Annotated in this window: 12 protein-coding genes; 8 read left to right on the top strand and 4 right to left on the bottom strand. The window is 35.9% G+C overall.

Annotated elements, in window-relative coordinates:
* Positions 1-4: 4 nt before the first annotated feature.
* Both BM383_RS12435 and BM383_RS12430 read left to right on the top strand, forming a co-directional pair.
* Entirely contained in the window at positions 5-1,180 is a 1,176-nt protein-coding gene (locus BM383_RS12435) for an aldose epimerase family protein (RefSeq protein WP_093025512.1), read from the top strand.
* 15 nt (positions 1,181-1,195) lie between these two features.
* Positions 1,196-3,082 carry a sodium:solute symporter family transporter gene (locus BM383_RS12430; protein ID WP_093025467.1) on the top strand — a complete coding sequence of 629 codons (1,887 nt, stop codon included), beginning with the start codon at positions 1,196-1,198 and terminating at the stop codon, positions 3,080-3,082.
* A gap of 217 nt (positions 3,083-3,299) precedes the next feature.
* On the opposite strand, the gene BM383_RS12425 is transcribed toward BM383_RS12430, so the two are convergent.
* Positions 3,300-4,025 (bottom strand): metallophosphoesterase family protein, encoded by a 726-nt coding sequence (locus BM383_RS12425; RefSeq protein ID WP_093025466.1) that lies wholly within the window; start codon positions 4,023-4,025, stop codon positions 3,300-3,302.
* Between the two features lie 125 nt (positions 4,026-4,150).
* Between BM383_RS12425 and BM383_RS12420 the strand changes: the two genes are divergently transcribed.
* Entirely contained in the window at positions 4,151-6,301 is a 2,151-nt protein-coding gene (locus BM383_RS12420; protein WP_093025465.1) for a M3 family metallopeptidase, read from the top strand.
* A 55-nt stretch (positions 6,302-6,356) separates the two neighbouring features.
* Here BM383_RS12420 and BM383_RS12415 read toward each other — a convergent pair whose 3' ends face one another.
* Positions 6,357-7,328: an AraC family transcriptional regulator gene (locus BM383_RS12415; RefSeq protein ID WP_093025464.1), complete on the bottom strand. Its 972-nt coding sequence runs from the start codon at positions 7,326-7,328 to the stop codon at positions 6,357-6,359.
* A 101-nt stretch (positions 7,329-7,429) separates the two neighbouring features.
* Between BM383_RS12415 and BM383_RS12410 the strand changes: the two genes are divergently transcribed.
* Entirely contained in the window at positions 7,430-9,784 is a 2,355-nt protein-coding gene (locus BM383_RS12410; protein ID WP_093025463.1) for a TonB-dependent receptor, read from the top strand.
* 12 nt (positions 9,785-9,796) lie between these two features.
* Positions 9,797-11,041: a DUF4374 domain-containing protein gene (locus BM383_RS12405; protein ID WP_093025462.1), complete on the top strand. Its 1,245-nt coding sequence runs from the start codon at positions 9,797-9,799 to the stop codon at positions 11,039-11,041.
* Positions 11,042-11,131: 90 nt separating this feature from the next.
* Here the strand turns inward: BM383_RS12405 and BM383_RS12400 are convergent, their stop codons facing one another.
* Both BM383_RS12400 and BM383_RS12395 read right to left on the bottom strand, forming a co-directional pair.
* Positions 11,132-12,205, bottom strand: coding sequence for an alpha/beta hydrolase (locus BM383_RS12400; RefSeq protein ID WP_093025461.1), 1,074 nt, complete (start codon positions 12,203-12,205; stop codon positions 11,132-11,134).
* 93 nt (positions 12,206-12,298) lie between these two features.
* Positions 12,299-13,435, bottom strand: coding sequence for an ATP-binding protein (locus BM383_RS12395; RefSeq protein ID WP_093025460.1), 1,137 nt, complete (start codon positions 13,433-13,435; stop codon positions 12,299-12,301).
* 153 nt (positions 13,436-13,588) lie between these two features.
* On the opposite strand from BM383_RS12395, the gene BM383_RS12390 reads away from it, so the two are divergent.
* From BM383_RS12390 to BM383_RS12380, 3 genes are all read left to right on the top strand, one after another.
* Positions 13,589-14,170, top strand: coding sequence for a Crp/Fnr family transcriptional regulator (locus BM383_RS12390; protein WP_093025459.1), 582 nt, complete (start codon positions 13,589-13,591; stop codon positions 14,168-14,170).
* A gap of 121 nt (positions 14,171-14,291) precedes the next feature.
* On the top strand, positions 14,292-14,864 hold the full coding sequence (locus tag BM383_RS12385) for a YceI family protein (protein WP_093025458.1): 573 nt from the start codon (positions 14,292-14,294) through the stop codon (positions 14,862-14,864).
* A gap of 46 nt (positions 14,865-14,910) precedes the next feature.
* Entirely contained in the window at positions 14,911-15,405 is a 495-nt protein-coding gene (locus BM383_RS12380; protein WP_093025457.1) for a VOC family protein, read from the top strand.
* The last annotated feature ends 13 nt before the right edge of the window (positions 15,406-15,418 follow it).

Below are 15,418 nucleotides of genomic sequence, written 5' to 3'. Positions count from 1 at the left end.
CATTATGAAAACTTTGAAACTAGGTGTATACCTTTTATGTTTTGGTTTTCTATTTTCCAATGTAAGTTGTAAAGAATCTAGTAAAAAACAAGAAGCTCCAACGGTTCAAGAAGAATCGGTGGGGCTTCCTATTACCAAAGCTGAGTACGCTACAACTCCTGAAGGAGCTAAAATTAGTGAGTACATTCTAACAAACAAGAATGGAATGCAAATGAGCGTAATCAACTATGGTGCAATTATTACTTCTTTAACAGCTCCAAACAAAGACGGAGAGTACGAAAACGTAGTATTAGGCTACACAACACCAGAAGAATATTTTAATGGAAATCCATATTTCTTCGGTGCTGCTATTGGAAGATATGGTAACCGTATCGCTAAAGGCCAATTTTCTTTAGACGGAGAAGAATACCAACTAACCGTAAACGATGGTCCAAATAGTTTACACGGCGGTAAAGGATTTGATAAAAGAGTTTGGACTGCAGAACCTGTTGATGGAGCTGCTGAACCAACCATCAAATTTCACTACACTGCAGAAGATGGAGAAGAAGGTTACCCAGGGAAATTAACTACAACGATAACGTATACTTTAACTGATGATAATGAGTTAGAGATTGGTTATGAAGCAGAAACAGACAAAAAAACTGTGGTAAACCTAACACAACATTCTTATTTTAACCTATCCGGTAAATTCAATACTATTTTAGATCATGAATTGATGCTAGATGCAGACGGAATGACGCCTGTAGATGAAACATTAATTCCAACAGGAGAGATTACAAAAGTTGAAGGAACTCCGTTCGATTTTACGTCTCCAAAAGAAATAGGAAAAGATATTAAAGTAGATGATGAACAGCTGAAACGCGGAATGGGATACGATCATAACTGGGTTTTAAATGATCAAGACAAGGGTTTCAGAAAAGTAGGATCGCTACATCATAAAGCATCTGGAAGATTGATGGAAATTTATACAGATCAACCTGGAATTCAATTTTACAGTGGAAATTTCCTTGACGGAACCCACAAAAGCAAAACAGGTGGTATGTATGAGCAACGTTCTGGTTTGTGTTTAGAAACACAACACTATCCAGATTCGCCAAATCAACCGGAATTTCCTTCTACGGTTTTAAACCCGGGAGAGAAATATGAAACCAAAACGACGTATAAATTTTCAGTACAATAAATACAAACAAACGATATGAACGGAGGATTTCAGCCCTTAGATTATGGGATATTTATAGGATACGTTATTTTGATAGCGGCTTTGGGATTGTTCATTTCTCGTGATAAAAAAGGAGAAGAGAAAAATTCTAAAGATTACTTTTTAGCCGGTGGTACCTTGTCTTGGTGGGCAATTGGAGCATCGCTTATTGCAGCTAATATTTCTGCAGAGCAGTTTATTGGTATGTCGGGTTCTGGTTATGCCATTGGGTTAGCCATTGCTGCATATGAGTGGATTGCTGCTGCTGCATTAATTATTGTAGCTAAGTATATTTTACCAATTATGCTAGATAAGAAAATCTACACCATGCCACAACTTGCGAGAGAGCGTTATGGTAAAGGGGTAGCATTCTTCTTTTCTTTCTTCTGGTTATTGGTTTATGTATTTGTAAACTTAACTTCTGTTGCATGGTTGGGAGCTACCGCTATGGAACAAATTTTAGGAGTTGATAAAATTTACGGTGTAGTAGGATTGTTACTATTCGCTGGTGTGTATTCTATTTACGGAGGTTTAAAAGCAGTTGCTTGGACCGATGTTTTACAAGTGGTTTTCCTTGTAGGTGGTGGTCTTATCACGGCATGGTTTGCACTTGCAGCTATTAGTGATACTGGAAGCGCTATTGACGGTTTCAACATGGTATATCACAAAGTGGTTTCTACACCAGATGATGTTCACTTTAGTATGATTATTGAAAAAGGGAAATCTTTAATTTCTGATGGTGCCGGAGGCGAGAAAGATCCATTTATAGATCTTCCTGGTATTGCGGTAATTTTAGGAGCTATGTGGTTAACCAATTTAGGTTATTGGGGATTCAACCAGTATATCATTCAAAAAGGATTGGCTGCTAAAAATTTAAAAGAAGCAAAAAGAGGTCTTTTATTTGGAGCTTATTTGAAGATTTTAATTCCGTTAATCGTGGTGATTCCTGGTATTGCAGCGTATGTGATTTTTGCTCATCAAGGAGATTTCCCAGAGTTAACGCAGTATTTACAAGGTACTATTGAAAAATCGGATGAAGCTTATCCATGGTTGTTAAGAAACTTTGCACCAACAGGTATTAGAGGGTTAGCATTTGCTGCTTTGATTGCTGCGGTAGTTTCTTCGTTGGCTTCTATGTTAAACTCTACGTCTACCATCTTTACAATGGATATTTATAAAGAAGTAATTGATAAAACTGCTTCTGAAAGAAAATTGGTAAAAGTAGGTCGTATTTCTGCTTTAGTAGCTTTGATCATTGCTGTATTTACAGCAAGACCATTGTTAGGAGGTTTAGACCAGGCATTCCAGTATATTCAGGAATTCACCGGATTTATTTATCCAGGTGTTGTGGTTGTGTTTGGTATGGGACTTTTCTGGAAAAGAGCTTCTAATAGAGCTGCTTTGTGGACAACCATTGCTACGTTACCAACTTCTATCATTTTAAAATTTGCAGCTTCGGATGTTCCTTTCCAATTACGTATGGGATATACCTGTGTGATTTTGATTACACTTGCTGTGATTTTAACGATTACTGATAAAAACAGAGTTCCTGCAACACAGATTTCAGATGAAAAACGTAAACAATTCAAATTAGCCGGATTAATTTTTGGTATTCTAGGAGTTGTTGCTACAGTAGTTACACTAGTATTTGGTACTACGCTTTTCGGATTGGATTATACCAATTTAGGATATGAATCTGCTGTTTTATTAGCTTTCCTATTCGGATTCTTATCATTGATGATGTACAACAATGCTAACTGTACATTCCAAGATCAGAATGCTTATGAAGTGGATACAGATTTATTCAAAACAGACAAAACATTCTTCATGGGAGCTATGGGTATTGTAATTATCCTAATAGCTTTATATGGATATTTCTGGTAGATTGAATTTTTACTAGCTAACCAAATATAACAGCAAAGCCGCTATTACAATTTTGTAATAGCGGCTTTCATATTTAAAAAAAGAACCCTTATTATCTTCTAAAGAGTAATAAGGGTTTATGTATGTGTGTTGGGAAAATGGGGAAATTTAGAGTATCAGTCATAAAGTGTTTTAAAAACACTTTCTAAAAGTACAAAAAATATCGTATAAAAATATATTAATTTCTCCCTTTTTCTTCTGGGTATAAATCATTTACGTTATCACTTTGCCAATATTCCTTGGTATCCACGTCCATAATCGTTAATGGGTTTTTATAAGCGGCTCCGGTATCAACATTCCAAACGTTGGCTCTGTTTTGTGGTGTAGACTCTCCGATTCTGGTTAAAGGTGTGTGGCCAATAAATATTTCTTTGTAATGTAACAAGCGTTTTGGATATCTAATGTCATCTTTTTCAAGACTAGGGTCTATAGCTAAAGCAAGTTCCCAAAGCGTTCTGTCCCAATAATACAGTTTTGGAAAATATTCAAAATCTACTCCGTGCAAATTCGTAAATCCAGCATGGATGAAAAGTCTTTTTTCATCATCAATGTAGTAATGTTGTAAGTTGGAAAGAAAATCAATATGTATAGCGAGTTCCTCTTTGCTCAATTTTTCATATGCCGCTACAGATGCTCCGCCACCATGCATAAACCACATATCGTTTTTGGTTTCACTTTGGAAATAATCTAACAGTAATTCATCATGATTTCCTTGCATGAAAATGCACTCATTGGTACTTCTCAATTCAATCAATTTGGCAATCACTTTTGGCGATTCACTCCATCCGTCTACATAATCTCCCAGAAAAATAAGTTTATCATCTTCGGTAACATTTGCACGTTCTAAAATTTGGAGCAAGGCGCGGTAACCGCCATGAATATCGCCAATAACAAGGGTTCTCATGAATACATATTTTCTTCAAATTTCTAAAAACATATCGCAGCAGCCAAGTAATCTATGTTTAAGTTTACTTAAAGAATATGCTTAAACTGCTAAAGTTTGTATCTTCAACTTCCAAATTTTAATGTATGAAGAAAACTGTTCAACGAGCCTCAGTGCTTATTTTACTGGCTGGCATTGTTGCCTGCACGCAAGAAACCAAAGAGAATACCGAACATATGACTAGTGAAAATGTATTGTTAGAAGAATGGAAAGGTCCTTATGGTGGCGTTCCGGCTTTTGATAAAATGGAGATAGCATTGGTAAAGCCTGCTATTGAAAAAGGAATAGAAAAACATTTAAAAGAAATTGACGAGATAGCTGCAAATACAGAACCAGCTACCTTTGAAAATACTATTATTCCGTATGAAGAATCAGGAGCCGAACTTGATAGAGCTTTCACCTATTACGGTATTTACAGTAGCAATATGTCTACGCCCGAATTTAGAGAAGTAGAAGCAGTATTGTCTCCGAAAATTTCAGAATATAATTCAAAAATTTCTCAGAATGAGGCCTTGTTTCAACGCATCAAAACCGTGTATGAAGCATCACAAAAAACACCGTTAGAACCAGAAGCACAACGAACCGTAGAACTTATCTATAAGCGTTTTGAAATGAACGGTGCAAATCTTTCTGAAAAAGACAAGAAAAAGTATGCCGATATCAACAAACAGTTATCAGAATTGTATACCGATTTTTCCAATAATGTATTAGCCGATGAGGAAGATTATGTTACTTATATCAGCAAGGATCAGTTAGGTGGTTTGCCGGAAAGTTTTGTGAAAGCGGCTGCCAGTGCAGCGGAAGAACGTGGACATTCTGGCGAATATGCAATTACCAACACACGATCTTCAATGGATCCGTTTTTGACGTATTCCAGCGAGCGAGCACTTCGTGAAAAAGTTTGGGAAACCTATTATTCCCGAGGAAATAATGGCGATGAGCATGATAACAACGAAATTGTAGCGAAGATCTTAAAACTAAGAGATGAGCGTGTTGCTTTGATGGGGTACGACAATTATGCAGAATGGCGTTTGCAAGATAGAATGGCTAAGAATCCTGAAAATGCGATGGATTTGATGCTTAAAGTTTGGCCGGCGGCGTTAGCTCGTGTTGAGGAAGAAGTGGATGATATGGAAACTTTAGCGAAAAAAGAAGGTGAAAATATCAGTATAGAGCCGTGGGATTACAGATATTACATGGAGAAAGTACGCAAAGAAAAATACAGTTTAGATAGCGAAGAAGTAAAGCAATATTTAGAGCTAAATAACCTTAGAAAAGCTATTTTCTATGTAGCTGGTGAGTTGTTCAATTTTGAATTTACGCCGGTGTCTACAGATACTGTTCCGGTTTTTCAAGAAGATGTAAAGGTTTGGCAAGTGAGCGATAAAACGTCTGGTGATATTGTAGGCTTGTGGTATTTAGATCCGTATGCGCGTGCCGGAAAACGTTCTGGTGCTTGGGCAACTACCTATCGTGGTAGAACGGAATTAACAGGAAATAAACCTGTTTTGGCATCTAACAATTCCAATTTTGTAAAACCAGCTCCGGGCGATCCTATTCTGGTAAGTTGGGACGATGCGGAAACGTTTTTCCATGAATTTGGTCATGCATTACACTTTTTGTCTTCAGACATTAAATATCCAACGTTGAATGGAGGCGTTAGAGATTATACCGAATTTCAATCTCAATTGTTAGAACGTTGGTTGAGCACCGATGCGGTCATCAACAAATTCTTGAAGCACTACAAAACTGGTGAACCTATGCCGGCAGAATTGGTGGCGAAAATTAAAAAGGCGAGTACTTTTAACCAAGGTTTTGCTACTACCGAGTTTATGGCTTCGGCTTTGATGGACATGATTTATCACACTACAGATCCTGATAAAATCACCGATGTTCAAGCGTTTGAAAAGGAGCAATTACAAAATTTAGGAATGCCAAAAGAAATACCAATGCGTCACAGAACCACGCAATTTGGACATGTATTTTCTGGTGAAGGATATGCTACCGGTTATTATGGCTATTTGTGGGCAGATGTTTTAACGTCTGATGCAGCGGAAGCGTTTGCTGAAGCTCCAAACGGATTTTATGATAAAGATGTTGCTGCGAAATTGGTGAAATACTTGTTTGCGCCAAGAAATGCAATGGATCCTGCCAAGGCATACAAGTTATTTAGAGGAAGAGATGCCGAGATTGATGCATTGATGCGCGATAGAGGTTTTCCTGTCTCAAAAAAGTAAAATAGAATTCGAAATTTAATAGAAGGACTTTTCCATCACAGGAGAAGTCCTTTTTTTATGTGATAATTTGTTTTGGCGTAGTACCGTAGAATTTTTTAAAACTTTGAATAAAGTGAGAAACACTTTTATAACCCAAAATAGATGCAGTCTCGTTTACAGAATAGCGTGCCAACAAACTTTTGGAACGTTCCATTTTAAGTTGAATGATGTAAGCTCGAATCGTAATTCCATAGATTTTTTTAAACCCTGTTTTGAGTTGCAATTCATTTAAAATAGCCATTCTAGCCAATTCTTTTAAAGTGGGCGTTCTATGAAAATGTAAGGTTACGTAGGCATGTACCTTTTTAATTTTTTGATATTGATCTTCAGAAATATCTAAATTTTTCGGAAGGTTGTTGTCAGCGGAAAGGTTGGATATGTGTATGAAAATTTCCTTGAATTTAAGTTGCAATAAATGAAACTTTAAATGCTTTTCAATTGTCAGTTTAAACAGATCTTGGGTTAATTGGTGCAAAGTGTGATTTAGCGGAAACTGTAATTTTCCCAAATCGGAATACTCACCTCGGGCAACTTTTTTAAAAAAGGAATCACCACAATACCAAGATGCGTTTCTGAAGAGGTGAATAAAAAACTCCTTGGTAAAAAAGATACAAATGTATTCAAACTTCATAGCTTCGTTCATGTGAATTTCTGCCGACGTATTTTTAGAAAAACACAATTGCAAGTTTCCTATTTTGAGTAACTGAGAGTCGGTGTCGTTTAATAATATTCTTGGATTGCCATCAGTCAAATAAGATAATTGAATATATTCACCGGTGATCGAAAAATTATCTGTAATCCCAATTTTCGTGTCAAAAACAGTTTTTAATAAACAGAAATCTGTACTGTAAATTATTTGTGATACTGCCGAACAATTGGGTTCATCTAAAGCTATTTTTTCTTCGATACACGTTCCTTCACTTACTTCAGAAGTATCTATGGAAAATAAGTCACATTGAAGTTCTTTTAATTTAGATTGAATCTTCATAAATACGTTTTTCGATATATTTTATTCCAAAACCGACATTGTAGCTCAGTTGGTTCAAATACATTTGCAAAGTTATTTAAAATTAGTTTAAATAAAAGAAAGTGATTAAAACTAACTACCTTATTCTTATTTTCAGCATCTGTTGTGCTGCAATAGGATTCTCCCAAACAGGAACCGTTACTGGAAAAATTACCACAAAAGATGGTGAAACATTGCCTATGGCATATGTATATTCCAAGAATAGTAGTAGCTACTACACAGAGAGTGATGAAAACGGGAAATATGCTTTGACACTTCCAGAAGGAAAACATACGTTGCTTATTTCAATACTTGGATATCTAAAGCAAGAACAGCAAATTCAAGTATTTTCTGGTAAAACTATTACGCTAAATATTGCACTCGAAGAAGACCCCGATATGTTGCTGGAAGACGTAAGCGTAACTGGAAAATCTATTTTAAAAGATGTACAAGAATCTGCTTTTAACGTAGTAGCTGTAGATGCGCAACCACTACACAATACTACGTTAGATATTTCGCAAGCTTTAGAAAGAGTTTCGGGAGTGCGTGTGCGTAGAACGGGTGGCGTAGGTTCTGATATGAATGTAATGCTGAACGGTTTTACCGGAAGACATGTGAAGTTTTTTATAGACGGAATTCCTATGGAAGGTTTTAGCTCGGCTTTTCAATTGAACAATATTCCTATCAATTTAGCCAAACGTGTAGAGGTCTATAAAGGGGTAGTGCCTATTACTTTTGGTTCTGATGCTTTAGGTGGCGCTATCAATATTGTGACCGAAAACGGAAAACAAAATTTCATAGATGCATCGTATTCGTACGGATCTTTCAATACCCACAAATCTTTTGTAAATGCGGCTTACACAGCAGATTCAGGATTTACAGCACGGTTGACGGCTTTTCAGAATTATTCAGACAACGATTACAAAGTAGATGCTGATATTTTGAATTTAGATACCAATATTTATTCAGGAGAAATAAGAGAAGTGCGTCGTTTTCATGATATGTACCGAAATTACACCTTAATGGGTAAAATTGGTTTTGTAAACAAATCGTTTGCAGACCAGTTATTACTTGGCTTTACTTGGGGAGACGAGTATAACCAAGTACAGCATCCGGCATATATGAAGATCGCTTTTGGTGATAAATACACCACTTCTCAAACCTTGATGCCAAATCTTACTTACCGTAAAAAGGATTTGTTTACAAAGAATTTAGATGTGTCGCTCTCTGCAAATTACAATTTTGGGGAGAATGCTAATATTGATGATTCTACAAGACGCTACAATTGGTTGGGAGAATATGTAGACACCGATGAGCCGGGAGAATTTAACTACACCCGTATGTTTTTTAAAAACAGGAACGGAGCGGTAAACACCAACGTTACGTATACCGTAAATGAAAAGCATGCCATTACCGTAAACAATGTCTTGAATACATTTTCTAGAAAAAGTAGAAATGAGGTAGAACCAAGTGCTGCTGATGCGTATCCTAGTGAAACCTTGAAAAATATTTTAGGTCTTGGTTATAAATATAAAATGAATGAGAAACTAGATGTTTCGTTGTTTTCAAAATATTACTATAATCAGGTAGGGCAATATGCAGATCCAGAATCGGATGGTGAGTATGAACATTTAACTACAGCTACCAAAGAATTAGGGTACGGAGGTGCTGCTTCCTATTTTATTTTAGAAAATTTACAGGCCAAAGCTTCTTACGAAAAAGCATACAGATTACCCACTGCCAGAGAATTGTTTGGAGCCGGAAACGATTTTGAATTAGGAAATACCGATTTGAAACCGGAAAGCAGCGACAATTTCAATTTTGGAGCCAATTACAATTGGGTAATGAATTCTAAAAATTCGTTGAACCTAGATGCCAGCTTTATTTATAGAGATATTAAAGATTTCATCAGACAAGTAGTAAGTCCTTCAACCGGAACTTTACAGCCGGGAAATGAGGCCAAAGTACAAAACAGAGGAGTAGATTTTGAAGCACGCTATAATTATTCAGATTTCTTTACAGCGGGAGCAAGTTTTACGTATCAAAATCTTCGAAATAAATTAAAATACAGAACCGGAAGAACGGTTGTAAGTACCATTTACGATGATCGAATTCCGAATATGCCTTACCTCTACGGAAACGCAGATTTTTCATTCTTCTTTAAGAATATTCGTAACAAAGAAGATCGTTTAAGTCTTAGCTATAACCTCTTGTATATTCATGAATTTGATTATAGCTGGAGTAGCTATGGCGGAAGAAAAATTCCAACCCAAGTAGCGCACGATATTTATGTGAACTATAGCATGAAAAACGGAAAATATAATGTTTCTCTAGAGTGTACCAATATTTTAAATGAAGACTTGTATGACAATTTCAGTCTTCAAAAACCGGGAAGAGCATTTGCCATTAAACTCAGATATTTTTTAGATAAATTTTAATTATTATAAACTATGTTATTCAAAAAGCAATTTTACGTAGCGTTGGCGTTAGCAACAGTAATTTCAACTGTTTCATGTAGCGATGACGATACTAGTACAAGCGGATCAGAAGGAAGCACAGCAACATCTCAATATATTATTGCTGCAGACGATACAGAAAACTCATATTTAGTGGGTACAGAGGCTATTACCGAAGGAAGTGTGTCTGCTTTAGGTGGTAACGGATTACAGGTGATTGGTACGCCAAGATGGTATTTTTACAAAGAACTAGCTGCTTTTTCATTTATATATAATCAGTCAGATCCTGGAGCTACACAATCGTTTATTTTAGATACTGAAGGAGCCTTAGAAGCAAGATCAGAACTAAATTTAACGGTTTCTATTCAGAGTAAAGGAATTTTTAATAACAAAATGTATATTGAATATTCTTCTAGAAACTACGAATCTCCAGTAGCTACTTTCTATACAGTTAATGGTGAAACTGAGGCTATCGAAGGGCCAATTACTATTGATACCGAAGCTTTAGCGGGTAATGGAGAGTATGCATACATTACAGATGTTGAGCAAAGAAATGATGAATTGCTAATTGGTTTTAGAACCATAAAAGCAGGTAGCGACGGTGGCGATAATGCTTTTGCAAGTGATTTCAACAACCATACATACGTAGCGGTTTATAACGAAGCTTTAGAATTACAACAAGTAATTGAAGACGAAGGTAGAACAGGTCCTGTTGCAGGGCAATCTCGTTCTCAGGGTGAAACGGGAATTGAAGTTCTTGAAAACGGAGATACCTATGTATTTTCTTCTGCTATTGATGATGCAGACGTAGCTTCTGGAGTATTAAAGATCAATGATGGAGAATATGCTTTTGATGAAGATTATTTCTTTGATATCTCTGCTGCTTCTGATGGGTACAAATTATACAGAACCTATTACGTTGGTGAAAATACATTTGTAGTTCAAATGTTTACAGATGCAGCTTCGGCTAGTGCGTCACCATCATACACACGTAATAAATTTGCAGTTGTAAACGTAGTAAACCAAACTTTTGATTGGGTTACCGGTGTGCCAGAAGATATTTCCTCTGTTGGAATTCCTTATGTAGATGCAGATAGTGACGAGGTTGTATTCCCAATTAACACAAGTACCAATCCACATTTATATATTGTAGATGCTGCTACAGCAACTATGACAGAAGGTATTGAGGTTGTTGCTGAAAACATTTCTGCAGTTGGGAAATTAAACGCTGAAGAATAAATTATTTGAGTCAAATCAAATATCCTTAGTTTGCAAAGAAAGAGCCTGTGGTTATTAATCACAGGCTTTTTTATATTATCTGCTTTAAAATTACTTACTCTTAAAGTCTTTGTAGCGTTTTGCAGCATGCTGGCTGTTTGGGTAATAAATAGTGTTTTTGTAGAGCAATGTTTTTGCCTGGTTTAAAGAACCCTGACGTACACAAACCTTAGCCAATTTGTCTATCAAAGCTTCACTTGGCAAAACAGTAAAACCTAAGTTTTTAGAGACTTCTTCAAAATGATCATTTAATAAATTCGGGTTTTTCATAACAGCTTTTACAGGCAGTTGATAGCCTTTGAAAATGAAACGTAATCCGTCATATTCTGCCGGAATTACCACAGTTCCATGATCTTCTCCTTCATAAAATGAAAATTGATAACGTAAGTTGGTTTTAGTTTGAAGGCTATCTAGTTTGGTGTTCAAAGCTAAAATTGCTTCATGATGTCTGTCGCCAGAACCTACATCGTCTGCTTTGGCTAAAAAGAAAGTTTTATGATTGAATTTTTCAAGATTAGATGTTGTATCTAATTGTTTTAAAAGTAAAGCATCATCCCACCAAATACTAGGGTCTAAAGCTATATACGCGTCAAAATACTCAGGATGATTAATGAAAGTATAGGTAGTTGCCAATCCGCCAAAGGAATGTCCTACAAGAATTTCGTAACCATTAGTTCTGTATTTTTTATTGATATAGGGTTTGAGATCATTCTGAATAAAATTCAAGAAATCAGGATAACCACCGCTTTTAGAAAAATCAACCCGTTTCCAATCTGCCGGTGCTTTCATGTTGGTTGGGGTTAATTCATGTGTTCTGTCTTTTTGTAAAATTCCTACCATAATCGTATTAGGCATAGAAGCATACAATCCGCTCGAAAGTCGATTGCTTTGTGCAACCATGTTTTCAAAATGGGCGTCACCATCAAAAAAATAGCAAACACTGTAATTTTCTTTGGTGTAAATAGAGTCGTTGTAATTGTTAGGAAGACTAATCCAAACTTCACGATCTTCTCCTAAAACTTTAGATTCTAAATGAAATTTATGACCAATGGTAATTGGCTCATCTTGACTAAAAGCGAAACTGGTAAATACAAAAAACAGTAAAAAGGAAATTTTTGTTTTCATGTGGAATTATATCTTTTTGGGTATGAAAAACGAAGTGTAAAGATACCTTTTGTGAAGCTAAAACCCTTGCGAAATCTATGAAAATGAACTGATTTAACTATATTTTACCTTTCTCAAAATTCGCAAACATTCTTTGAGTGATTCGTAGACTTCCCGGTTATGATCTTTAATAAGCCAGCGGTTTTCTTCCAATAGATTTCTTGCATCTTCAAAACCGTTCAAAGCACACACCAAATAGGTTGCTGGTAAGTTTTTCAAATCGCGCTGATCGTGTGGGCGCAACGGAATTTTTTTCTTGAGTTTATTCAGAATCGCATTGTTGGTGTTGTAGATATGATGCAGCGTTTTTTTATCGTATTGCGGAGGCGAAAATAAGAGCGTGCTTTCAATTTTATAAGTTCCGTTATCAAAAAAGGAAATTTCAACCTGTTCTAGCGGATAGTATTTTTTCCGGTTCCGAAGTCCAATATGTACATATTCAATAATGGAAAATGAATCGTTGTTAAAAATAATTTCCACTTCATCCAAAGCCGAATAAAACAGTTTCACCTGTTCGTTGATCAACTCAATATCTACGCGGGAATAATAGGTTTTATCAAAACTTTTTTTGGTGGTTCCGGCCCAGCAAACCACAAATTGCTCTTTAAAAACCTTGTAATGTCCTTGCAAGTCGTTATGCCGATTGTAGAGAAAATCAATAACGCCGTTCAGGGTTAACTCAATATTATTACTGGCTTGTTTTTCAATTTTAGCAACGGTTTGCGAATTGGTGTCCTTAAGTTGAATATCAAAAACTTTGGGCATGCTCATGCTGCCGTCTCTAAAGAAAACCGAACCGCCATAATACTTCCAAATATTCTTTCGGAGTGCGCAAACTTTTCCGTTAGATCTTATGGTAACTAAGCCAACAACTTTATTTTCGGGCAAGTGCGGAAACGGAATGTTTTCATAAGAAATTAGTGGAGCATTGTCTAAATACGCATTGATGAGGTTTTGTATTTTACTGTCGTCAAAGAAATCAACTCCAACAATTTTGTTTTCCTCATCTTCTACACCAATCACAATAAAACAATTGTTGCAGGGGTTTGAGTTGGCCAACGCACAAACGTGTTTTAAAAACTTGGCTTTTCCTTCTTTTTCACCAATATTGATGAAACGTTTCTTGTCATAAAAACTATTTTCATCGTTGTGCGCAAGTAGGTTTTTAACAAGAAGTCGTTTGTTAATCATTTTGATTTAGAAAGGATTAGATGCTGTTTTTAAATGTACATATAAAAACGAAAATTAACTTTACCGTATTGTAAAACTTATGAACTAAGTAAGCAGGTTATCAACTATTTTTAGAAAAATACGTACTTTGTAAGCTCTTTAAAAGGCTTGTAAATGTTCGATTTCTATTTTGAAAAATTCAATGAAAAAGCGCCTGTAGCAACAACAGATAAAGCACTAATAAGCAAACATCTTTCTTTGAAAAGCTTGAAAAAGAAAGACATTCTTCTACAAGAAGGAGCGGTTTGCAAGCATACATTTTTTGTGCAAAAAGGCATGTTGCGCGCCTATACAATTGATGAAAATGGGAATGAACACATTGTACAATTTGCGCCCGAAGGTTGGCATATTGCCGATTTGTATAGCTTTTTTACGGAAGAACCAGCTACACTTTTTATAGATGCGGTAGAAGATTCAGAAATTATTCTCATAGCTAAAGAAGATCATGAAATTTTACTTTCTCAATCGCACTGCTACGAAACGTTTACCAGAGAATTAATTACGGCTGCCTATGTAGCTTTACAACAACGTTTCAATTCAAGTATGAGCAGTTCGCCCGATATGTGTTATTCCGATTTTATGAATCGCTATCCAAATATTGCTAACCGAGTACCACAACATATGATTGCGTCTTATTTAGGCTTAACTCCAGAAACTTTGAGCCGTGTACGCCGAAGAATAGCTAAAGCAAAATAGCTTCCTTTTTTCATTTTGATGACGATAGTTGTATTTCTTGATTTCGATCAATGATTTGGGCTGCCTTGTGGTGGTACATTTGTCATGTAGAAATTCAAAAAACAATTATAAAATTAGAATCATGAAAAAATTATTTTTTGCCGCAATCGCATTTGTATCATTAAGCGCTTTTACTATTGCTGCTTCAACTTGGACAAACGATGACCCTCACACACAAGTAGGTTTTGAGGTAACTCACTTAGGAATCAATACAATTTCTGGAGCTTTTACAGATGTAGATATTACTATTGAAGCTTCTAAAAAAGATTTTAGTGATGCTGTTTTCAATTTTACTGCTAAAAGTGCTTCTATAGACACAAGAGTGGAGGCTAGAAACAATCACTTAAAAAGTGCCGATTTCTTTGATGTGGAGAAATATCCAACTCTAACCTTCAAAAGTACTTCCGTTAAAACTGCAGGGAAAAACAAGTTGAAAATCACTGGTAACTTAACTATGCACGGAGTAACTAAAAAAGTAACCTTAGATGCTTTGAACAGAGGAACTACTGTAAACCCAATGAATAACAAAGAGACACAAGGTTTCCAAATTACAGGTACAGTAAAACGTTCAGACTTTAATCTTGGTGAAAAATTCCCTGCTCCAATGATCAGTGATGAGGTAAATATTGAAGTGAATGCTGAGTTTGCTCAATAAGAACTAGTTTAATAGATCAGGTAAATCACATTAAAAAGTAATTCCTATGAAAGATTCAAAATATCAAGTTCCCCCAAAAACACAAATAGGACATGTACATTTACGAGTGTCTAATCTTGATACATCTATACAATTTTATTGTGATTTACTTGGTTTTGAATTGATTCAGAAATATGGTGAAGAAGCTGCTTTTGTTTCGGCAGGTGGCTATCATCACCATATAGGATTAAATACTTGGCACAGTAAAGACGCTGCGCCAGATACCAGAGAAGGGACAGGGTTGTATCATTTGGCAATTTTGTATCCTACTAAAAAAGACTTGGCGAATATTTACAAGCGTATTAGTCAGGTAGAAAATTTAAGAATCGGATCTTCCGATCATGGAGTTTCTTTAGCTTTGTATATAAGAGACCCCGATAATCACGGTGTAGAATTGTACTGGGATAAACCCAAAGAAGAATGGCCGTGGACAGCAGATGGAAAATTGGATATGTACGTTCGTCCGTTAGATTTAGATGCTTTGCTAGCCTTAGCAGATTAAATTAAGGAGGTTG

Origin of the sequence: Pustulibacterium marinum (genome assembly GCF_900116665.1) — a bacterium.
In the GTDB taxonomy this organism is placed as follows: domain Bacteria; phylum Bacteroidota; class Bacteroidia; order Flavobacteriales; family Flavobacteriaceae; genus Pustulibacterium; species Pustulibacterium marinum.
This window is presented reverse-complemented; position numbering and strand designations above follow the sequence as displayed.